Source organism: Noviherbaspirillum sp. ST9 (assembly GCF_048799745.1).
Lineage (GTDB): Bacteria > Pseudomonadota > Gammaproteobacteria > Burkholderiales > Burkholderiaceae_D > Noviherbaspirillum.
Genome location: NZ_JBLWFR010000009.1, coordinates 40421 through 59988, shown reverse-complemented (window position 1 = coordinate 59988; position 19568 = coordinate 40421). Strand labels below are relative to the sequence as shown.

General features: G+C 58.9%; 17 protein-coding genes and 1 pseudogene. 12 read left to right on the top strand and 6 right to left on the bottom strand.

Translation table 11 applies throughout. The annotated features are described in order from the left end of the window. The first annotated feature begins 81 nt into the window (after positions 1-81). The 5 genes from ACNOHI_RS20375 (at position 82) to ACNOHI_RS20355 (ending at position 4847) form a co-directional block, all read left to right on the top strand. Positions 82-462 carry a DUF2306 domain-containing protein gene (locus ACNOHI_RS20375; protein ID WP_420476537.1) on the top strand — a complete coding sequence of 127 codons (381 nt, stop codon included), beginning with the start codon at positions 82-84 and terminating at the stop codon, positions 460-462. Between the two features lie 14 nt (positions 463-476). After that, a complete protein-coding gene (locus ACNOHI_RS20370) occupies positions 477-749 on the top strand; it encodes a 2TM domain-containing protein (protein WP_420476536.1) in 273 nt (90 codons plus the stop codon). Further along, positions 746-1819 (top strand): sensor histidine kinase, encoded by a 1074-nt coding sequence (locus ACNOHI_RS20365; protein ID WP_420476535.1) that lies wholly within the window; start codon positions 746-748, stop codon positions 1817-1819. The genes ACNOHI_RS20370 and ACNOHI_RS20365 overlap by 4 nt, the downstream gene beginning before the upstream one ends. Then, positions 1816-2607: a LytR/AlgR family response regulator transcription factor gene (locus tag ACNOHI_RS20360; protein ID WP_420476534.1), complete on the top strand. Its 792-nt coding sequence runs from the start codon at positions 1816-1818 to the stop codon at positions 2605-2607. Before ACNOHI_RS20365 ends, ACNOHI_RS20360 begins: the two co-directional genes overlap by 4 nt. 176 nt (positions 2608-2783) lie before the next feature. Beyond that, a complete protein-coding gene (locus tag ACNOHI_RS20355; RefSeq protein ID WP_420476533.1) occupies positions 2784-4847 on the top strand; it encodes a methyl-accepting chemotaxis protein in 2064 nt (687 codons plus the stop codon). 156 nt (positions 4848-5003) lie between these two features. Here the strand turns inward: ACNOHI_RS20355 and ACNOHI_RS20350 are convergent, their stop codons facing one another. The 4 genes from ACNOHI_RS20350 to ACNOHI_RS20335 all read right to left on the bottom strand — a co-directional run bounded on the left by ACNOHI_RS20350 (position 5004) and on the right by ACNOHI_RS20335 (position 9303). Then, positions 5004-5939 carry a carbonic anhydrase gene (locus tag ACNOHI_RS20350; RefSeq protein WP_420476532.1) on the bottom strand — a complete coding sequence of 312 codons (936 nt, stop codon included), beginning with the start codon at positions 5937-5939 and terminating at the stop codon, positions 5004-5006. 108 nt (positions 5940-6047) lie between these two features. Further along, complete coding sequence (locus tag ACNOHI_RS20345; RefSeq protein WP_420476531.1) at positions 6048-6818, bottom strand: DUF1223 domain-containing protein; 771 nt, start codon at positions 6816-6818, stop codon at positions 6048-6050. 61 nt (positions 6819-6879) lie between these two features. Continuing rightward, complete coding sequence (locus tag ACNOHI_RS20340; protein ID WP_420476530.1) at positions 6880-7299, bottom strand: hypothetical protein; 420 nt, start codon at positions 7297-7299, stop codon at positions 6880-6882. A gap of 336 nt (positions 7300-7635) precedes the next feature. Further along, a complete protein-coding gene (locus ACNOHI_RS20335; protein ID WP_420476529.1) occupies positions 7636-9303 on the bottom strand; it encodes a methyl-accepting chemotaxis protein in 1668 nt (555 codons plus the stop codon). 244 nt (positions 9304-9547) lie between these two features. On the opposite strand from ACNOHI_RS20335, the gene ACNOHI_RS20330 reads away from it, so the two are divergent. Beyond that, positions 9548-10087 (top strand): class I SAM-dependent methyltransferase, encoded by a 540-nt coding sequence (locus ACNOHI_RS20330; protein WP_420476528.1) that lies wholly within the window; start codon positions 9548-9550, stop codon positions 10085-10087. Between the two features lie 233 nt (positions 10088-10320). Here the strand turns inward: ACNOHI_RS20330 and ACNOHI_RS20325 are convergent, their stop codons facing one another. Beyond that, complete coding sequence (locus ACNOHI_RS20325) at positions 10321-10803, bottom strand: cupin domain-containing protein (RefSeq protein ID WP_420476527.1); 483 nt, start codon at positions 10801-10803, stop codon at positions 10321-10323. A gap of 85 nt (positions 10804-10888) precedes the next feature. Continuing rightward, the gene (locus tag ACNOHI_RS20320) at positions 10889-12010 is read right to left on the bottom strand and encodes a hypothetical protein (RefSeq protein WP_420476526.1); all 1122 of its coding nucleotides are present in this window, start codon (positions 12008-12010) and stop codon (positions 10889-10891) included. Positions 12011-12283: 273 nt separating this feature from the next. Between ACNOHI_RS20320 and ACNOHI_RS20315 the strand changes: the two genes are divergently transcribed. The 6 genes and pseudogenes from ACNOHI_RS20315 (at position 12284) to ACNOHI_RS20290 (ending at position 19482) form a co-directional block, all read left to right on the top strand. Continuing rightward, the gene (locus ACNOHI_RS20315; protein WP_420476525.1) at positions 12284-14032 is read left to right on the top strand and encodes a glutamine--tRNA ligase/YqeY domain fusion protein; all 1749 of its coding nucleotides are present in this window, start codon (positions 12284-12286) and stop codon (positions 14030-14032) included. 176 nt (positions 14033-14208) lie between these two features. After that, positions 14209-15312, top strand: coding sequence for a ParA family protein (locus ACNOHI_RS20310; RefSeq protein WP_420476524.1), 1104 nt, complete (start codon positions 14209-14211; stop codon positions 15310-15312). A gap of 4 nt (positions 15313-15316) precedes the next feature. After that, a complete protein-coding gene (locus ACNOHI_RS20305; RefSeq protein WP_420476523.1) occupies positions 15317-15991 on the top strand; it encodes a (p)ppGpp synthetase in 675 nt (224 codons plus the stop codon). A gap of 219 nt (positions 15992-16210) precedes the next feature. Next, positions 16211-17331 (top strand): annotated as a pseudogene (locus ACNOHI_RS20300) (IS3 family transposase). 118 nt (positions 17332-17449) lie between these two features. Then, on the top strand, positions 17450-18283 hold the full coding sequence (locus tag ACNOHI_RS20295) for a hypothetical protein (protein WP_420476522.1): 834 nt from the start codon (positions 17450-17452) through the stop codon (positions 18281-18283). Next, complete coding sequence (locus ACNOHI_RS20290) at positions 18283-19482, top strand: GTP pyrophosphokinase (protein ID WP_420476521.1); 1200 nt, start codon at positions 18283-18285, stop codon at positions 19480-19482. Before ACNOHI_RS20295 ends, ACNOHI_RS20290 begins: the two co-directional genes overlap by 1 nt. The last annotated feature ends 86 nt before the right edge of the window (positions 19483-19568 follow it).

Below are 19568 nucleotides of genomic sequence, written 5' to 3'. Positions count from 1 at the left end.
CAGTTCGTCGCAATCCGATATGCCTTTGACGCCGCCCGGCGAATAATGCCTCCATCGAAACAGGCAAAACAGGAGGCAGTCATGGAATTCACCCCCGTCATCGTCGCCCATATCGCCGCCGCGGCCGGCGCGCTCGTTTTCGGCGCCATCACGCTGAGCTTGCGCAAGGGCACGCCTACCCACAAGCTGTTCGGCCGCATCTGGGTCGTGCTGATGGCGGCGACCGCGCTGGTGTCCTTCGGCATCCGGTCCAATGGTTCCTTCTCCTGGATTCACCTGCTGTCGATCTGGACCCTGGCCGCCCTGGCCGCCTCGATCTACGCCATCATCCGCGGCAACGTGAAAGCGCATCGCAAGGGCATGATGTCCGCCTACGCCGGACTGGCCATCGCCGGCGTATTCGCCCTGCTGCCGGGACGCCGCCTCGGTCACCTCGTCTGGTCCACCGTCGGTCTCGTTTAAGAAAGGAAACCATCATGGAACGCACCCCCGCCTACCGCGACGCCCGCCGCCATGTCGAGCGCAAGATCGGCTTTTACATTCATCTCGCCGTGTACCTCGCGGTCAATACCGGCTTGGTCCTGTTCAACCTGCTGGCGGTGCCGGCGAAGATGTGGGCCTTCTGGCCGGTAATGGGATGGGGAATCGGGTTACTATTTCACGGCCTCGCCGTCTTCCTGCGCGCGCCCGGTTCCGCGTGGAAGGAACGCATGATCGAAAACGAATTGAACAAGCAGAAGAAAGAATGATCACCTCCGCGGCCAACGCACCCCGTTACTCCCGCCTGCGCCGGTTTGCGATCGATATCGCGATCACGCAGGTCTTCAACCTGATCATCGCCGTGCTCATCACGTATGTCGTGCGCGGCCACGGCAGCTTCTTCGTCAACCTCATTTTTTCGATCTGCATCGGCACACTGGCGACCTCCTTCATCGACGGCGGCCGCCTGATCATGTGGGGCGAGCTCAAGCCGCCGAAATGGAAGTTCATCGCGCTGATCATCGTATCGCTGCCGGCCGCCCAGTTCATGGGCAAGGCGCTGGCGGCCTTGACGCTCGGTATTCCGCGCGAGGCGCTCTCGGCCATGCGTTCAGGGAATACGACGGCCATGCTGATCGGCGGCGGTGTGTGCTCGATGTTCATCATCTGGTTCTTCTGGAGCCGTGAACACATCGAATACCTGCGCGCCGAAGCCGAGGCCGAAAAGGCGCGCGCCGCCTCCATCGAAAAGCAGGCATTGCAGGCACAGCTCCAGATGCTGCAGGCGCAGATCGAGCCGCACATGCTGTTCAACACGCTCGCCAACCTGCAAGGACTCATCGCCATCGATCCGCTCCGGGCGCAGCACATGCTCGACCAGCTGATCCAGTACTTGCGCGCCACGCTGTCCGCGTCGCGTGCGGAGAAAACCACGCTGGCACAGGAGTTCACGCTGCTCGACGCCTATCTCGGGCTGATGAAAGTGCGCATGGGCGCGCGCCTGTCGTACAAGCTGGAACTACCGGAGGCGCTGCGGCCGCTGGCGATCCCGCCGATGCTGCTGCAACCGCTGGTGGAGAACGCGATCAAGCACGGCCTCGAACCGAAGGTCGAAGGCGGCCTGATCACCGTACGCGCCGAGCGCGAGGACGGCCGGCTGAAGCTGACCGTGTGCGACACCGGCCTCGGCCTCGATGGTGCGCCCGAAAGCGACGGCACCGGCATCGGTGTCGACAATGTCCGCGAACGCCTGCGCGCACTGTACGGCACACGCGCAGAATTTTCCCTGAACCCGAATACGCCGGAAGGCGTCATCGCCCAACTCACGATTTCGCTATGAACATGATCCGCGCCCTCATTGCCGAAGACGAACCGATCCTTGCGCATACCCTGCTGCAGACGCTGCAGCGCCTCTGGCCCGACCTGCAGGTCGGCGGCGTGGTGGAGAACGGCATCGCCGCCGTAACCGAGGCATTGGCGCAGCGGCCCGACGTGCTGTTCCTCGACATCAAGATGCCCGGCAAGACCGGGCTCGAGGCCGCGCAGGAGCTGGCCGAGGACTGGCCGGAGGATGTGCCCTTCCCGCTCGTGGTCTTCGTCACCGCCTATGACGAGTACGCACTGCAGGCCTTTGAACAGGCCGCTGCCGACTATGTGCTCAAACCCGTGACTGAAGCGCGCCTGGCCAAGACCGTCGAACGCCTGAAGGGCCGGCTTGCGCAGCACACCGAGCGCAACGCCGAGCTGGAACGCATCGTCGGCCAGCTCCGTTCCCTCGTGCCGCACGTTCCGGCGGTGAGCGAGCGCTTGAGCGTCATCCGCGCCGCCGTCGGCAACCAGGTCCGCATGATCCCGGTGTCCGACGTCGTGTATTTCGAGGCCACCGACAAGTACGTCAACGTCGTCACCGCCGATAGCGAATCCCTGATCCGCACCAGCCTCAAGGAGCTGATGCCCCAGCTCGATCCGAATGCCTTCTGGCAGGTGCACCGCGGTACCGTGGTCAACGTCAATTGCATCCATGCCGCAGTCCGCGACGAAAGCGGCAAGCTGTCGCTCAAGCTGCGCGGACGGGCCGAGAGCCTTGCCGTAAGCCGGGTTTTTGCGCACCTGTTCAAGCAGATGTAAGTCCGCCCTCGCTTCCGAGGCGCCGGAAATCTAATCTGGATCAAGCACTTCACAACATCCCACATTTAAGGTATTGCCCACCTACAACAGCACGCCTATAACAAGAACAGGCAGTGCCGCGACGCACTGCATCATGGCGCGTCGCCGCACCTCCTGTCGCCTATATAGGAGTGTGTATGTCCTCGCTACTCAACCGACTCGCCCTCTGGCAAAAATTCGCCCTGCTCGGCGCAATCGCAGCCACCCTCGTTTCCCTTCCGCTCGGCATGTACATCAGCGAAGCACGCAAGGCCATCCTCGCCTCGGAGGCGGAAGTGCGCGGCCTTGGACCGGTGCGATCGGTGATGGGCGTGGTGCTGCTCGTGCAACAGCACCGCGGCATGTCGGCCATGGTCCTCTCCGGCAACGATGCGGCGCAGGCGCAGCGCGCGGCCAAGCAGTCCGAGGTCGACAAGGCCATCTCCGCCGCCAATGCCGCCGTTTCCCAGGTCGCCAATCACGTGATCGAGGCCAAATGGAAAGAGGCGAAGGACCGCTGGGCCGTCCTCCCCGCGAAGGTCGCCGACCGGCAGCTCAAGGCGCCTGAAAGTTTTGCCGCGCACACTGCGCTGGTGGAACAGATGCTCAAGGTGAGCGAGCTGATGATCGATCATTTCGGACTCAGCCTCGATCCGGAGGCGGACAGCTACTACCTCATCGAGGCCGCCCTGACGCAATCGCCGGACCTGATCGAGACACTCGGCCGTCTGCGCGCAAGGGGCTCCGGCATCCTCACCGCAAAGACCGCCTCACTTGAAGATCGCGCCTCCATCGTGGCGCTGATCGAAAAGGCCAACGGCCGCATCACGGAAGTCCGCAGCGCGGTGGACAAGGCGGCCGCGTACAATCCCGCCGTCAATGCGCGTCTCGCCGGCGCGCTGCAAGCCGCCATGTCGAAGGGAGACGACTTGCTGCGCCTCGCCCGCGAAGAAATCGTGCGGCCCGAACAGCTCACCTACAACGCTCCCGACTACTTCAACAATGTGACGGCGGCAATCAGCGAGCAGGTGCAATTCCAGGAAGCCGCCCTGAAGCAGCTGGAAGAAATACTTACCACGCGCGAGTCGAAACTTGCCCGGACCAGCTACGCACTTATCGGCGCGATCCTGGCACTTGTCTTCATCGGATGGTTGCTCGGCTTGAAGATCATCCGCTCGATCAGCAACCCGCTGCATGAAGCCATCGACATTGCCGAGCGCGTCGCGGCCGGCGACCTGAGCACGCACATCGAAGTCCGGTACCGCAACGAAACCGGCAAGCTGCTGCAGGCGCTCAAGGACATGAACACCGGCCTGTCGAAGATCGTGAGCGACGTCCGCAACGGCACGGAAACCATCGCCACCGCGACCAGCGAGATCGCCAGCGGCAACCTCGACCTGTCTTCCCGAACCGAGCACGAAGCCAGCTCGCTTGAAGAGACCGCGTCGACCATGGAAGAGCTGACCAGCACCGTCAGGCAGAACGCCGACAACGCCCGCCAGGCCAACCAGCTTGCCCTGTCGGCATCGGCCGTGGCGAGCAAGGGCGGTGAGATGGTGCAGCACGTCGTGGATACGATGAACTCGATCAACGATTCCTCGCGCAAGATCGTCGACATCATCAGCGTGATCGACGGCATCGCCTTCCAGACCAACATCCTTGCGCTTAATGCGGCGGTGGAAGCGGCGCGCGCGGGCGAACAGGGACGCGGCTTTGCGGTGGTTGCCTCCGAGGTGCGCAGTCTCGCGCAAAGGTCAGCCGCCGCTGCGAAGGAGATCAAGGAACTGATCAACAATTCCGTCGAGAAGGTCGAGATCGGGACGAAGCTGGTTGATCAAACGGGTGACACGATGAACGAAGTCGTCACCAGCATCAGGCGTGTCTCGGATATCGTCGCGGAGATCGCCGCGGCGAGCAGGGAACAGTCCTCCGGCATTGAGCAGGTGAACGAGGCCATTATTCAGATGGACAACGTGACGCAGCAGAACGCGTCGCTGGTGGAGCAGGAAGCGGCTGCTGCGGAAGCGCTGCGCGAACTGGCGCAGAACCTGGCGCATACGGTCAGCGTGTTCCGGTTGGGGAATGAGGACGCGATGGTTGCGGCGCCCGTTCCTGTCGCAGCGCCTGTATCGCAGCCGCTGCCGGCGCGCAGCGCGAACGTGGTTTCGCTCGTGGTGGCGGGGCGGGACAAGCGCGCGGGGTTGAGTCCGGCGCAGCGGTGATGTGAAGGGATGGTGGAAGGGTGTGCGCTGTCGGTTACTTTTCCCCCGTCATTCCCGCCTTCGCGGGAATGACGGGGAAAGGAAATTTCAGAGATTGAATGCAGGTGCCCGCAAACACAAATCGTTTGCACTACATCGCTACTCCACTCTCCCCGATCAATTCGATTCCTTGATCAATCGCCCCGACAGCGCCTGCACCGGGCGCGCATTCATCGGATACAGCCGGGCAAAAATATCGAGCTGCTGCTTCGATGCCTTGATCGGTTCCTTCATCACGATCCACAGCACGCCCTCGTCACACGGCGGCGTCGTCAGCGAACCCATGAAGGTGTAGTACTCACGCTTTTCCGGCAGCATCGCGGCGGGATCGAACTGGACGACGGGCGCCAGCGGCTGGAATTTTTCGAGCGGCAGGTTGTTCCACACGGCCTGGACGCCAGGGTGCTGCGTGCCCTCCTCGATCAGCACGGCAATCACGGCCAGTCGCCCCTCCTCGTCCTTGTGCACGAGATGGGCGACCATGTCGAAATTCCGGCCGTCGACCTTTTCCTCGGACGGGCGGTGGAAATGGAATTGCTGCAGCTCGTAGGTGCGGCCGGTCAGCGTGAAGCGGTTGCCCGGCGCAAGATTGACCTGCACCGTGTGGCCGTTGTTGAGGACATTGAAACCGGAGGCGCCGTATTCAAACGCGATGGGTTCCAGGTCGACGCGGATGCCATCGCGAATATCGATCGGCGACTGGCGGTTGCCGGAATCGCATTTCGCCCAGGCCGGATTGATCTTGCCCCACTTGGCCGGACCGGTTTCGCCTTCATAGCTCCACTGGTCGGAGCGCTTCACCTTGGGCGCGATCTCCGCGGCCTTGGCGTCGGCAGCCGCACGCGCCGCCCTCGCCTTGCGCATCGCGTCAAGGCGTGCCTTCACCATGGCCTGCACCTCCGCGTCCGTCAGCGGTCGGCCCGGCTCCTTGGAAGGTTGCGGCTCGGCCTTGGTGACGAGCACGCGGCTGCCAGGCAGCTTTTCAGGTTCTTTCGCCAGTGAAGCCTGTGACAGCATCGCGGCGCAGGCCAGTAAGGTAATCGGGAGTCGCATGTCTTTTTTGCACCGTGAAGGTCGGGCTTGCTTCGGATTTCAGCGAAGAAATATTCTACCCGACTCACGATACGCCCCCGCCGCTTTGTGCCGGGGGAACAACAGCAATCACCCGTGACATAGCGGAAGCGCAAGTGCCTGCAGCACTTCCCCGCGCGGCGTCTGGACAAAGGCAGCCACGCCGAGATTGCGCGCCACGGCGCCAGCGGGAACCGCAAGCGGCCGCGGCAACGCCGCCTTGCCGCCCTGTCCGTCCAGCGCAACAGGACCGATCCAGTCGCGCACCACGTAGTCGTGCCTGAGTTGCACGTCGCGGTTTTCGCCGGCCTTCACATCGCTCGATAACCCGTTCTCGTAGAGCACCACGTACAGGGCGGCGTCGCGCGCGGCTTTCGCCTTGACCTCCACCGGCAGGCTGCCGCCCGAAGGCCGCGCCGCCGAGACGTTAATCTGCGCCTCTGCCGGACGCTCGTTGATGCGACGGACCGCCGCCGCCGTCGCAGCACGCCAGTTTCGCAACTCCTGTCCGGCGACAAAGATTTCGGGGGTGTAGACGGTACGGCTCTTTGCCTGTGCCGAGAGCCAGTATTGCCGTTCGGTAAAGAGGCGGTTGGCGAAAGGATCTTTCCAGCCGATGTAATCCCAGTAATCCACATGCAGGGCCAGCGGGACGACCTGGTTGCCGTCCAGCCCCGCCGCACGCAGCCCGCTGATGAAGCGGTCGGCCGGCGGGCAGCTGCTGCAGCCTTCCGAGGTGTAGAGCTCCAGCAGCGCGACGGTGTGCGCCGGGCTCTGCTTGCTGCAGGCTTCGGCGAACGCGCCCCACGGCGCGAGAAGGAGGGAAAGAGAAACGGCGGACAGCGGCAGCAAGCGGCTCATGGCATGGCTTCCTCGGCAAGAATGGTGCTTTGTCTGCCGGGAATGCCGAATCCTTACATGCTCATGCGGAAACCTGTTGTAGTGCGACCACGGCCAGCGGCACGGACGCCATCACCACCGCGAGCAGCAAGCGAATGCGCGCGCCGTAGCCGCGCTTGCGGAACCACGCCACGAGCGCCATTCCCCCGGCAAGGTACAGGAAGAGCAGGACTGCCCAGGCGCTATTTCCCATGGCATGGGCGGTGCGGCTGGAAAACAGCACGCCGAACATCGCGGCCGTGACCACCGCCAGCACTGCCAGAAGGAAAGACAGCACCGTATGGAGTCCCTTGTACTGACGCGGATGCGCCTGGTCCAGCATCGCCTGTCGCTTGGCCGTGATATCGCGCTGCAGCAGATAGACCAGCAATGGATCAACCTGCCGGTATTGCAGGAGACCTGCAGCCGCCGCTGCAACGAGGTCGTCGCGTCTGATCGTCATTCGGTGCTCCTTCGGTTATTTTTCTTAGAGCTGAAAGGGTGTGCAACGCGCCCCAGCCGAGCACACCGCTCGGGCTTTCCGAATGACGCCGGACTGCTGCGCGGAGCTGGTACGCGGTCCACGCGCGGGGAATGACGACTTTCCGGAATGCCTGGAGACCCGGCCGGCCATGCGTCGCCAGCGAGCGTCTTTCTGGGTATTTAATCGGCTCGTGGCGAGAAGTGGTAGAGATAGATCAAGCGCTTACGGTCGAATGACACGATATTTATACCGTGTCAAATAGAAGGTATCGATAGTTGACGCGCAATAACCGAAGTCATTGCGCGTGCACCACGATCAAGCGGACCTGCGCATGGCTTCTTGCCGGTAGCCGGCATGGTCTGCGATCTCCGCCCGCCGAGGGATCGCCGTCGGCAACACGCGCTGCTGCCGCCTCACGGACGTATTGAAGACAGCCACCGCATGGCTCAAGCGGGTCGCCTGTTCATTCAGGCTGGCCGTCGCCGCGGCCGCTTCCTCCACCAGGGCGGAATTCTGCTGGGTCACATGGTCCATCTGGGACACCGCCTCGTTGACCTGCTGGATGCCGGCGGATTGTTCCTGCCCGGCCATGGCGATTTCGCCGACGATGGCGTTCACGCGCGCCACGGCGTCCACGACCTGGTCCACGGTGCGCTTGGCGTTGACCACCATGTGGTTGCCGGCATCCACCTTTTCCACGGAATCATGGATCAGGTTCTTGATGTCCTTGGCGGCTTCAGCGGAGCGTTGCGCAAGGTGCCGGACTTCCGCAGCCACCACGGCGAAGCCGCGTCCCGATTCACCTGCGCGCGCGGCTTCCACGGCGGCATTGAGCGCCAGTATGTTGGTCTGGAACGCAATGCCGTCGATCAGGCCGGTGATTTCCGCGACCATTTTCGCCGACCGGGAAATCGCTTCCATCGTGTCGCCGACCTGGGCGACCGCCTTTCCTGCCTCGGTCGCAATCGACGACGCCGAACCCGCCAGCGTGCTGGCTTCCTTCGCGCTCGTGGCATTCTGCGTGACGGTCGCCGCCAGTTCTTCCATGCTGGACGCCGTTTCTTCCAGGCTCGATGCCTGCATCTCGGTGCGCGAAGAGAGGTCCATGTTGCCCGCCGCGATTTCCCCGGTGGCCGTATCCATGATTTCCACGTTGGCGCGAATGTCGCCTATGGTCGCGATGAGATTGACGTTCAGTTGCTGCAAGGCTTGCAGCAGCCGCCCCATGTCGCCCTGCGCGTCGAACGACGCCTTCGACGTCAGGTCGCCTCCGGCCAGGGATTGCGCCAGTTTCGTCGCCTGCGTGATGGGCGTAACGACGCTGCGCTGCAGATAGATCCAGAGTTGCAGGCTGAGCAGCGCGGAGAATCCGATGGCGAAAGGCGTCCAGCCCGGCATGTGGGCCGACGTTCCCGGCAGGAGGGTCGCCACGGCCAGCGCCGCCATCAGCAGGATTTGCAGGCAGGACGTGAACGCGCAGCGAAGCTGCAAGGGCATGGCCGTCAGCCGGGACAACAATGCCGGCAAGCCCCGCCGCTGGAGGCGGCCGCGCGCGACTTCAAGACGGGAATGCTTGTCTTCGCGCATCTCGGCATAGGCGGCCTCGGCCAGTTTTATCTGCTCGCGCGAGGGCTTCGTCCGGACAGACATGTAGCCGACAACCTGGCCGTTTTCGGTGATCGGGGTGACATTGGCCAGCACCCAATAGAAGTCGCCATTCTTGCGCCGGTTCTTGACCGGCGCACTCCAGATCTCGCCGTCCTTGAGGCTTTTCCAGAGATCGCGGAACGCCGCTTCGGGCATGTCCGGGTGACGCACGATGTTGTGGGGTGCGCCGAGCAGCTCCGACTCGGCGTAGCCGCTGACTTCGATGAAGTAGGGATTGACGTACGTGATCTTGCCTTTCAGATCGGTCTTCGAGACGATCGGTCGGCCATCCTGCATTTCATACTCGGTACTGCTCACAGGCAGGTTCGTTCGCATCGTTTTGTCTCCTGGTTCTTATGACTTTGGAATGACTACCAGACGGGTGCAACGCATACCGGAATGCAACAGTGGGAAAAAGTTTCCCATCGCTATTGATGAATAACCATCCCATGAATGCGGTATTCGCGATCGATGTTTTTTTGCAACGTGGATTTGCGGCGATGCGGTATCGTTCCGGTTTCGATCCGGATGGGAATGCATGATGCGTGACGAACAATGGATGGGCAGATGGAAAAGCCTGATGGCACAGCATTCACCGTCGCCCGCCATCCTTGAACTCGGGTGCGGTAACGGGCTGGATACGCGCTGGCTGGCAGCGCAGGGATTTGCCGACATCACGGCGACGGACCTGTCGGCCGAGGCACTGGAAGAATGTGCGCGCGCCGTCCCTTCAGTCCGCGCTGTGTGCCACGACGTGCGCGAGCCGCTGCCGTTTGCCGACGAGCGTTTCGACGTCGTGATTGCCAGCCTGTGCCTGCATTACTTCGCGTGGGACAAGACGGTGGAGATCGTGCGCGAGATCCGGCGCTGCCTGGCGCCCGACGGGCTGATGTTGTGCCGGTTGAATTCGACGCGGGATGTGCATCACGGGGCGGTCGGCCATCGGAAGATCGCGCATCATTTCTTTGATGTTCGTGGAGGGTGCAAGCGATTCTTTGACGCGAGTGAGGTGGATACCTTGTTCGCGGATGGCTGGCAGCGTGTGTCCACCGCTGAACTGACGATCGACCGGTACGAGATGCCGAAGAAGGTCTGGGAAGTCATTTTGCGCAAGGCATGACGCCACTGCCTGAAGGCGGGCACCTACGCTTCCATCAATTCCACCCTCCCCCGTCATTCCCGCGAAGGCGGGAATCCATGCGGAGTCTGTTGCATCAACCTCACTATGGATTCCCGCCTCCGCGGGAATGACGGGGGGAGGTAGCAAGGCCGCATAACATTTCCACGCCCGCACTCGGGCTGCAAGGAACGACGTTTCCACCGCCCCCATCCGACCATCCCAGAAAAAATCGCCTACCCGTACTCCACTCCATCCTTGTGTAAAAACCTCCACTTCCCCTCCACCAGCCGCGCCGCAAGATCATCATCCGGATAACTCGCCTCATCCCCCGCCGTCCGATCCCCGATCTCCAGATACACCACCTCCGCATCCGACTCGTTAACCAGCCGATGCGCATTCCCCGTCCCCGCCTTGAACCCCGCGCACATCCCCGGCTGCAACAGCGTGCGCCCCTCGTCGGTGTGGAGCGTCGGTGTACCCGACAGAATGAACACAAACTCATCCTGCCTTGTATGTGCATGCCGCAACGCCGAAATCGCCCCCGGCGGCAGCACCGTCAAATTCACCCCGAAGTTGGTCAACCCGAACAGGTCCCCAAGCGGCCTCTTCACCCGCGAAGCGACCATCGAGGCAAACGGCTCCGGATAATTGGACGGCTTGGTCCGCGGCGGCGCTTCTGCAGCGACGATGGCAACGGGTTTCCTGTTCTCTGTCATGGTCTTCCTTTCATGAGAATCGGTAACATCATGTCCAAGAAAACGGGCGGCCGCAGCCGCCCGCATCAAGCCTCCCTCGCTTACCCTATCGCAAGTCCCACTGCCGTGCCGGCATCGCAATGATCTCCCGCGCATTCGGCTGCCCCGCCGCCACGTCAAACGCACTGATGCGCACATCCCGCAATCCACCAGGCACACTTGCCGTATCGAACTCCATCCACGCAAAGCTGCCGTTAAAGTCGACGTTGAACACCCCCAGCCGCGGCGTATAGCCGCTCGCCGGAAGCAGCTCCACATTCTTCATCCCGCTGCCGCGCACTTCCAGCCGCACACGCCCGCTGACGATCTCTCCATGCACCGGCGCCATCGTTACCGACGCGAGGAACGTCCCCGTCCCGTTGCTCACCGTCCAGCGCCGCGCCGGCATGGCAATGATCTCCACCGCCCCCGCCTGTCCCTCCGTCACGTTGAACGCGCTGATCCGCAGGTCGCGCACGCCATCCTGCAGCGTCCGCGTATCCAGGTCCACCCACGCCATCGTCCTGTCCGCCGACACATTGAACATCGCCAGGCGCGGCGTGTAACCGGTCGCCGGCAGCAATTCCGCACTGGCAATCCCGCTGCCCCTCAGTTCGAGACGGGTAACACCGCTGACCACGGCGCCGTCCGCAGGCGCCTGCACCACCGCCGCCGTAAATCCGCCAGCCGGCGGCGCCGCATTATTAATGTTCCAGGTCCGCGTCTGCATCGCCACGATCTCGGCCCCCGGCTGTCCGGCGGGAACATTGAAGGCACTCACCCGCATGCTCACCGGCCCGTTCGGCAGGCGCGTCGTATCCAGGTCCATCCACGCCACAGTCCGGTCGCCGGTAATCCTGAAGACCCCGTAGCGCGGCAGATAACCACTGCCCGGCAACAGTTCGACATTCGCCATCTCGTTGCCGCGCACCTCCAGCCGCACGATCCCGCTGATCGTCGCCCCGTTGGGCGGCGCCACGGTCGACGAAGCAAAGAACGGCGCGTACGGATTGCCCGAACACGCGGGACTCAGGCTGCAACTGTTGAACGAACGGCCCTCCGAGGTCCACACCGTCGGCCGCAACTGGGACGTCGGCGTGCCATTCGATTCAAAGTCCGCCGAACCGCCGCCACAGGCTGCCAGCAGCATTGCGGCAATGGCCGCCGCTGCAATTCCAATTCTTGACATTCGTACTGGCTCCAGAAAAAGGATGCTCCCTGCATCTGCGGCATCGGGCAGTCGCGCGCTCAGGCAAAAGTGCGACAGGACGCTAAAGGCCTGCCGTCTCACCCGTCGGCGCGGGTTCTGTCTTCAGTTTGGCGCTAAGTGGGTGCACGCTGTTGACCCTCCTCAAATGGCCGAATCGGGTGTTGCGCGGCGAACGACGGAAGCCCGGCCCCTCCCCCGCTACGGTAAAATGGCCGGTTAAACCTTCATTTACAGAGCAATTCTCCCGATTTCATGAGCAACGATTCCAAAAACGCAGCAGCAACCGAAAACGCCGCGCCGTCCAACTTCCTGCGCGGCCTGATCGAATCCGACCTCGCCTCCGGCAAGTACGCCAACCGCACCGATCCCAACGGCAACCCGCTGCCCACGGTCGTCACGCGTTTTCCGCCCGAGCCCAACGGCTACCTGCACATCGGCCACGCCAAATCGATCTGCCTGAACTTCGGCATGGCCCGCGATTTCGGCGGCCGCTGCACGATGCGCTTCGACGACACCAACCCGACCAAGGAAGAACAGGAATACGTCGACAGCATCCTCGACGCCGTCAAATGGCTCGGCTTCGACTGGAAGGACAGCGCCGGCGACCACCTCTACTTCGCCAGCGACTACTTCGACCAGATGTACATGATGGCCGAGTACCTCATCAGCGCCGGCCACGCCTACGTCGACAGCCAGAGCGCCGAAGAAATGGCGAAGAACCGCGGCAACTTCACCGAGCCCGGCAAGAACTCGCCCTACCGCGACCGCCCGGCCGCCGAATCGCTCGACCTGTTCCGCCGCATGAAGCTCGGCGAATTCAAGGACGGCCAGCACATCGTCCGCGCCAAGATCGACATGGCCTCGCCCAACATGAACATGCGCGACCCGGCCATCTATCGCATCCGCCACGCGCACCACCATCGCACCGGCGACAAGTGGTGCGTGTACCCGATGTACGACTTCGCGCACCCCATCGAAGACGCGATCGAATACATCACCCACAGCTTCTGCACGCTCGAATTCCAGGACCACCGCCCCTTCTACAACTGGGTGCTGGAACACCTGGCCGACGGCGGCTTCTTCAAGCGCCCGCTGCCGGAACAAACCGAATTCGCGCGCCTGAACCTTACCTACGCGATCACCAGCAAGCGCAAGCTGCTGCAACTGGTCGAAGAAAAGATCGTCGACGGCTGGGACGACCCGCGCATGCCCACCATCGTCGGCATCCGCCGCCGCGGCTACACGCCGGAAGCGATCCAGTTGTTCTGCGAACGCGCCGGTGTCGCCAAGGCCGACAGCTGGATCGACATGAGCACGCTGGAAGGCGCGCTGCGCGACGACCTCGATCCCAAGGCTGCGCGTGCCATCGCCGTGCTGAAGCCGCTGAAGCTCATCATCGACAACTTCCCGGAAAACCTCGCCGACGAATGCAGCGCCCCGGTTCACCCGCATCATCCGGAACGCGGGCAGCGCAAATTCCCGATCACCAGGGAAGTGTGGATCGAAGAAGAAGACTTCATGGAAGTCCCGAGCAAAGGCTACTTCCGCCTCTTCCCCGGCAACAAGGTGCGGCTGAAGTACGGCTACGTGGTCGAATGCACCGGCTGCGACAAGGATGAAAACGGCAAGGTGATTGCGGTGCACTGCAACTACTTTGCTGACTCCAAGAGCGGCACCGAAGGCGCCAACAACTACAAGGTCAAGGGCACCATCCACTGGGTCAGCGTGCCGCATTCGCTGGAAGCGGAAGTGCGTTTGTATGACCGGCTGTTCACCGACCCGAGTCCGGATGCGGGTGGGAAGGATTTCAAGCTGGCGTTGAATCCGAATGCGAAGGAAGTGATTACGGCTTATCTGGAGCAGGGGTTACGGCATGCTATGCCGGATGAGAAGTTTCAGTTTGAGCGGCATGGGTATTTTGTGGCTGACCGCATAGATCACTCGGCGACAAGGCCTGTGTTTAATCGGGTGGTTACTTTGAAGGATAGTTGGGGGAAGTGATTCTTTACACGAATCGCCGAAAAGCCCGCTGACGCGGGCTTTTTTTGCAACCGTTAACAATTCGACTATCTATAACATGGGATAGCCCTTCTCTCAACTAATGGTAGCCTTAGCTACTTCGAACGACCGTGATAGTTGAGGGAAACAAATCACCCTAATCATAAAAACTTACGAAGATGAAAATTCTGTCGGTCTTTAATAACAAAGGCGGCGTCGGAAAAACGACCCTTACATATCACCTTTCCCACGCGTTGTCAGAAATGGGATTTCGCGTCCTTATGATCGATGCTGATCCCCAATGCAATCTAACAATCTATTCCATTCCAGAGTCGTCAATCCACGATATTTGGGAGATAGAAAATCCTTTTATCGACGAAGGAATAGACGCAACTAGGAAAGGAAAAACGCTCGACGAAATGAGAGCGCTGTTAAGTGACCCGCGAAGCTTACATTTCATTCTTAAGTCGACCGAAGAAGGTACAGGCGAGCTAGAAATTCTTCCGCCACCATACAAAATTACCGGCTCACTTGATATTGTTCCAGGCCGCCTGTCACTTCATATGTTTGAAGAAAAGGTATCGGCGCGATGGCCTGATGCCTATCGCGGTGATCCGCTTGCAATACGCACACTCACTCGAATTAGAGCATTGGCTGAACAATACACTAAGATAAACAATTACGACTTCGTCGTAGTCGATACGTCACCGAGCCTTGGAGCGCTAAACAAAGTAATCATTTCAACTGTAGACGGCTTTTTTGTCCCAGCGCTCCCGGACCTATTCTCGCTATATGGAATAAGAAATATCGGTCGCGCGCTATCGGCATGGAAAGCCGAATTCGATGTCTTATACCAATTAATAAGTGAAGATAAGCGTAGATCATTTCCGCAGAGGTTCGTTAGCTTCCTTGGATACACGATCTATAACGCTAAGCCCTACAAGAACCCTAATCTAAAGTGGAATCTTGCAAAGGCGCATCTCCATTATGCAGAAAAGCTCCCGTCAGCTATTAAAGACTTTATAAAGCCAGAACTGCGAAATCATCTTGACGATGAGACCCTTGATCGGCCTATAGGTGATGCTTCGATTATGTATACACACAACACATTTCCTAGCCTTGCCCAACACTATCATCAGCCTATGTGGAAGGTACCGAGTTTGCCGGCACTCGATGCAGACCATGTGAATACATTGGCGGGATCTAGAGGAAAATATGAGGCAACAAAGGATTCGTACCATAGCTTTGCGACCGATCTTCTTGAACGAGTAAATTTGCTTTAACGACATGCATAATGATTTCTCCGACCTGATTGAGATGTATCGAAAGCAAATACATCTATTTAAACAGTTCAAGAACGTGATCGTTGATTGTTTTGTTTTGGAACCCTCGCTCAATACCACAACGAATCCGACGATTCATTCAATAAAGGCTCGCTTAAAAGACCCCGATCACCTCGCCGAAAAGATTGCTCGAAAGCTTAGTGATCCGGACGCAGAACCCATAACAACCGACAATTTCTTTTCTAGGATAACTGACCTAAGTGGCGTACGTGTCCTTCATTTATATCAAGACCAATTTCCGAAGATTCATGAATTTATCGATAGAAAAATAAGAGAAGGCGACTGGTATTTAGCTGAAACTCCCAAAGCATACTCTTGGGATCCGGAAGCACGAGAGTTCTTCGAAAAATTAGGACTCGAAGTAAAACTCAAAGAGTCGCACTACACAAGCATTCACTATCTGATCAAACCGAAACCCGATTCAATCGTGTGCTGCGAGATACAAGTGCGTACGCTCTTTGAAGAAATTTGGGGAGAGATTGACCATACAATTAATTATCCGAGCCCTTCACAGTCTCGGGCGTGTAAAGAGCAACTACGAGTCCTTTCTAAGCTCGTATCAACCGGAACCCGGTTAGCAGATTCCATATTTCGGGTACATAGCGATCCACAAGGATAATTGGTACTGGCAAGAAGCAAGAACAGCACGTGTAGAGTGTAAAAGCGAAGCGTCTTCCGCCGAATAGAAAGAGGGCAGTTGTTCGAATCAGTGCCAAAGGCGTCCCCTACTTCTTGCGGCGGATATCGAATTTTCGACGAACTGATATCGCCTGATATGCCCCCAATAAACAGTGCCACGGGGATCTAGTAAAGTTCGTTTTCAACAGGGAGAACGAACGTGAAGAAGCGATTTACCGACGAGCAGATCATCGGTTTTTTGAAGCAGGCAGAGGCGGGAGTGCCATTGAAGGAACTGTGCCGGCAACACGGGTTCGGCGATGCGTCGTTCTACAACTGGCGAGCCAAGTTCGGCGGGATGGCGGTTCCCGATGCAAGGCGGTTACGGGATTTGGAAGCCGAGAATGCACAGCTCAAAAAGCTGCTAGCCGAATCAATTCTTGACGCCCAGGCACTGAAGGCAGCACTAGGACGAAAGTACTGACACCACAGGCCAAGCGTGAGGCAGTCGCGGTCATGAAGGAGAAGACAGAGATCTCCGAGCGCCGGGCCTGCCTGCTTGTGGGACTGTCACGCACCGTGCTGCATTACCAATCAAGAGCACAACCGGAGAACGAGCAACTGCAAGCCCGCATGGTGGAGTTGGCGGGCGAACGGCGTCGGTTTGGCTATCGCCGGCTTCATGCGCTGCTCAGGCGTGAAGGTGTCGATGCCAATCACAAGCGGATATTTCGTCTTTACGAGGATGCGGGTCTGGCAGTGAAGCGTCGCCGCAAGAGGCATGGCGTTGCAGTGGAACGAGAGCAGCTGGCATTGCCATGCAAACCCAACTAGGTGTGGTCGATGGACTTCGTCAGTGACGCACTATCGAACGGCAGGCGTATCAAGGTGTTGGCCATCGTGGATGATTTCACCAAGGAGCCGGTTGATCTGGTCGCCGACCATGGAATATCGGGCCAGTACGTCGTCAGAGTGCTACAGCGAGCGGCACAATTTCGCGGATTGCCAGCGGCAATCCGAACCGACCAGGGACCGGAATTCACTGGAAAGGCACTGGATCAATGGGCGTACCAGAACGGAGTGCAACTGAAATTGATTGAGCCGGGAAAGCCGACACAGAATGCGTTTATCGAAAGCTTTAACGGTCGATTCAGGGATGAATGCCTTAACGATCACTGGTTCACGAGCTTGGCTGAAGCGCGCATTCGGATTGCTGCACGGCGGCGGGATTACAATGAACACCGACCTCACAGCGCATTGAACTACCAGACGCCTGCCGAGTTCGCTGCCAGCCATCGGCAAAAAGAAGCAACCCAGGACGCAGGAAAGATCATTAACTGAACTTTACTAACATGCTCTTGGCACTGCTAATGGGGACACAACACGCCGGCCGCACGAACGTCTATTTGACTATGTTGAATGAAATATGACCATGCATACCATTCCAACAACATAAGACATGAAAAAGAAACAGAAGCTCGTCGAGAAGAATCGGATAGGCATCTGCAAACTTACACAGGGCAGCGGCACATTTGTAGAGTCACATCTCATTCCCAAAGCGCTGACTAAACCAGCCCAAAAAGGCGTCCCATTTTTTCAACTTAGAGCCGATGGGCCACCGATAAAGCGATGGAATAGTTGGTATGACACCGAGCTAGTTACTCGGGCAGGGGAAGATATCCTTGCGGAGTTCGATACATGGGCAATTAATGAGCTGCGTAAGCATAGGCTTATTTGGAGCAGTTGGGGAAAAGATCGATCCCTAGGGTCACATCATCGTCCTATTAAGGAAACCCCGTGGGGAATTCGTAAGCTTGACGGTATCGACTCGAAAAAATTACGACTCTTTTTCCTTACTCTGCTCTGGCGGGCTGCAGCAACTAATCTACCGGAATTCTCGGATGTGCGGCTACCGCAGGAAGACCTTGAGAGACTGCGGTTAATGATTTGCAATAGAATCGTAGAACCGGTTTCCTTCTATCCGGTTCAGTTAACTCAGCTCTCCACAATCGGTATCATTCATAATCATGCTCCGATTTGTGAGTTAAAAGCTATTCGAAGCCCAGCACCCGATATGCCAGATCGGAAAATGCTCGTTTATCGTTTTTACTTTGATGGGTTGATAGCTCACATTCACGCTCACAGTTCAGACGATGGTTTCACTAGCGAACTCGGCAACTTGATTGTCGGCATGGAAAACTCCTTGCTTGTTCCAACTCAGACATATGAGAATTCTTACCAAAGTAATCGCTTGATTCTAGGACTACCTAACATCGCGCTTTCGACTATGTAATGAAAGAAATGTTCATGCGCGGGGTCGTCGAAACAGGGAAGCTGCAGCGAGAACGGGATTCCGAGAGGCTTTGCACTGCATTGAACGCTGTAATCCAACCAATGATACCGGCCCCCGCGTACTCGAAGAGTGCGGTTAAACGCGCCGGCGAAACACTCCTCATCGACAACATCGTCGCCACAGATCCGGAACGACACCTAGAGGCGCTAAAAGCGCTTTCCTACTGGCGCGCCTGCCATCTTGCCCCGTTGGACGCGGCTGTACGTGAGGTGGAAGAAGCGGTCGCCGGAATGCGCAGGGCACCAATAGTGGCGAAGCGCTTAAAGCGCGCGCCGTCGATCATCTCGAAGCTCCAGCGGTATCCGAAAATGGACCTGCAGAACATGCAGGACATCGGAGGCTGTCGCGTGATCGTTCGGAGTACCAAGCATGTCCATCAAGTGCGACGTGCACTTCAGCGACGCCGAGCATACAGGATCAAGGACTACATCAAAAATCCCAAGGAGGACGGATACCGCGGGGTCCACTTGATCGGGAAGTTTCCCGGCAAAGAGCCGGGGAGCAAGTATCACATCGAGATTCAGGTACGCACCGCCATCCAACATGCCTGGGCCACGGCTGTAGAGATCATCGACCTCTTTACTCGCCAGCATTTGAAGGCAAACCTCGGCAAGCCGGATTGGCAAGAATTCTTTTGTCTGGCAGGAGAAGCGTTGGCCGCACTCGACAGGGAAAACACCGAGACCGAACGCCATACGGAAGTGTGCACGGAAGTCCTGCGGTTAGCTAATCGGCTTAACGTCATTAACCGGTTTGCGATGTTTAGCAGCTCCCTTCGAATCCTCGAAGAGAAAGGTGTGAAGGGTGTAGAAGGCTATTACCTTCTTGAGATCAACACGAAGAAAAAGACCGTTGGCGGCACCTTTTTCCCGATCGCGGCCCATGAAGCGGCGGTCGACTCATACTTACAGCGCGAGCGTGCCAGCTTGAAAGCTCCAGAACTGGTCGTAGCGCTGGTGTCGACCGATTCCGTGAGCGGGTTGCAGGAAGCGTACCCGAACTACTTTGCCGACTCCGCCGTTTTTGTCGATCACCTGCATACCATTATGGCGCGCGCTAAGGTGACAAATCCGAACTGGATCACGCGGTTTTTCCTCGACCTTGGCTGGAAAAAAGAAAAACGGCAGATCCAGGAGTAGGCTGCGTAGCAAGCGTAGGCGGCGCCCCGCCAACCAGCAGCGTAGACAACAAAGGGGGTCATACAAAGGGGGTCAGGTCTTGCACG

Coding starts and splice junctions, on each gene's coding strand:
- ACNOHI_RS20375 (WP_420476537.1), top strand. CDS start 82: ATGGAATTCACCCCCGTCATCGTCGCCCATATCGCCGCCGCGGCCGGC.
- ACNOHI_RS20370 (WP_420476536.1), top strand. CDS start 477: ATGGAACGCACCCCCGCCTACCGCGACGCCCGCCGCCATGTCGAGCGC.
- ACNOHI_RS20365 (WP_420476535.1), top strand. CDS start 746: ATGATCACCTCCGCGGCCAACGCACCCCGTTACTCCCGCCTGCGCCGG.
- ACNOHI_RS20360 (WP_420476534.1), top strand. CDS start 1,816: ATGAACATGATCCGCGCCCTCATTGCCGAAGACGAACCGATCCTTGCG.
- ACNOHI_RS20355 (WP_420476533.1), top strand. CDS start 2,784: ATGTCCTCGCTACTCAACCGACTCGCCCTCTGGCAAAAATTCGCCCTG.
- ACNOHI_RS20350 (WP_420476532.1), bottom strand. CDS start 5,939: ATGCGACTCCCGATTACCTTACTGGCCTGCGCCGCGATGCTGTCACAG.
- ACNOHI_RS20345 (WP_420476531.1), bottom strand. CDS start 6,818: ATGAGCCGCTTGCTGCCGCTGTCCGCCGTTTCTCTTTCCCTCCTTCTC.
- ACNOHI_RS20340 (WP_420476530.1), bottom strand. CDS start 7,299: ATGACGATCAGACGCGACGACCTCGTTGCAGCGGCGGCTGCAGGTCTC.
- ACNOHI_RS20335 (WP_420476529.1), bottom strand. CDS start 9,303: ATGCGAACGAACCTGCCTGTGAGCAGTACCGAGTATGAAATGCAGGAT.
- ACNOHI_RS20330 (WP_420476528.1), top strand. CDS start 9,548: ATGGCACAGCATTCACCGTCGCCCGCCATCCTTGAACTCGGGTGCGGT.
- ACNOHI_RS20325 (WP_420476527.1), bottom strand. CDS start 10,803: ATGACAGAGAACAGGAAACCCGTTGCCATCGTCGCTGCAGAAGCGCCG.
- ACNOHI_RS20320 (WP_420476526.1), bottom strand. CDS start 12,010: ATGTCAAGAATTGGAATTGCAGCGGCGGCCATTGCCGCAATGCTGCTG.
- ACNOHI_RS20315 (WP_420476525.1), top strand. CDS start 12,284: ATGAGCAACGATTCCAAAAACGCAGCAGCAACCGAAAACGCCGCGCCG.
- ACNOHI_RS20310 (WP_420476524.1), top strand. CDS start 14,209: ATGAAAATTCTGTCGGTCTTTAATAACAAAGGCGGCGTCGGAAAAACG.
- ACNOHI_RS20305 (WP_420476523.1), top strand. CDS start 15,317: ATGCATAATGATTTCTCCGACCTGATTGAGATGTATCGAAAGCAAATA.
- ACNOHI_RS20295 (WP_420476522.1), top strand. CDS start 17,450: ATGAAAAAGAAACAGAAGCTCGTCGAGAAGAATCGGATAGGCATCTGC.
- ACNOHI_RS20290 (WP_420476521.1), top strand. CDS start 18,283: ATGAAAGAAATGTTCATGCGCGGGGTCGTCGAAACAGGGAAGCTGCAG.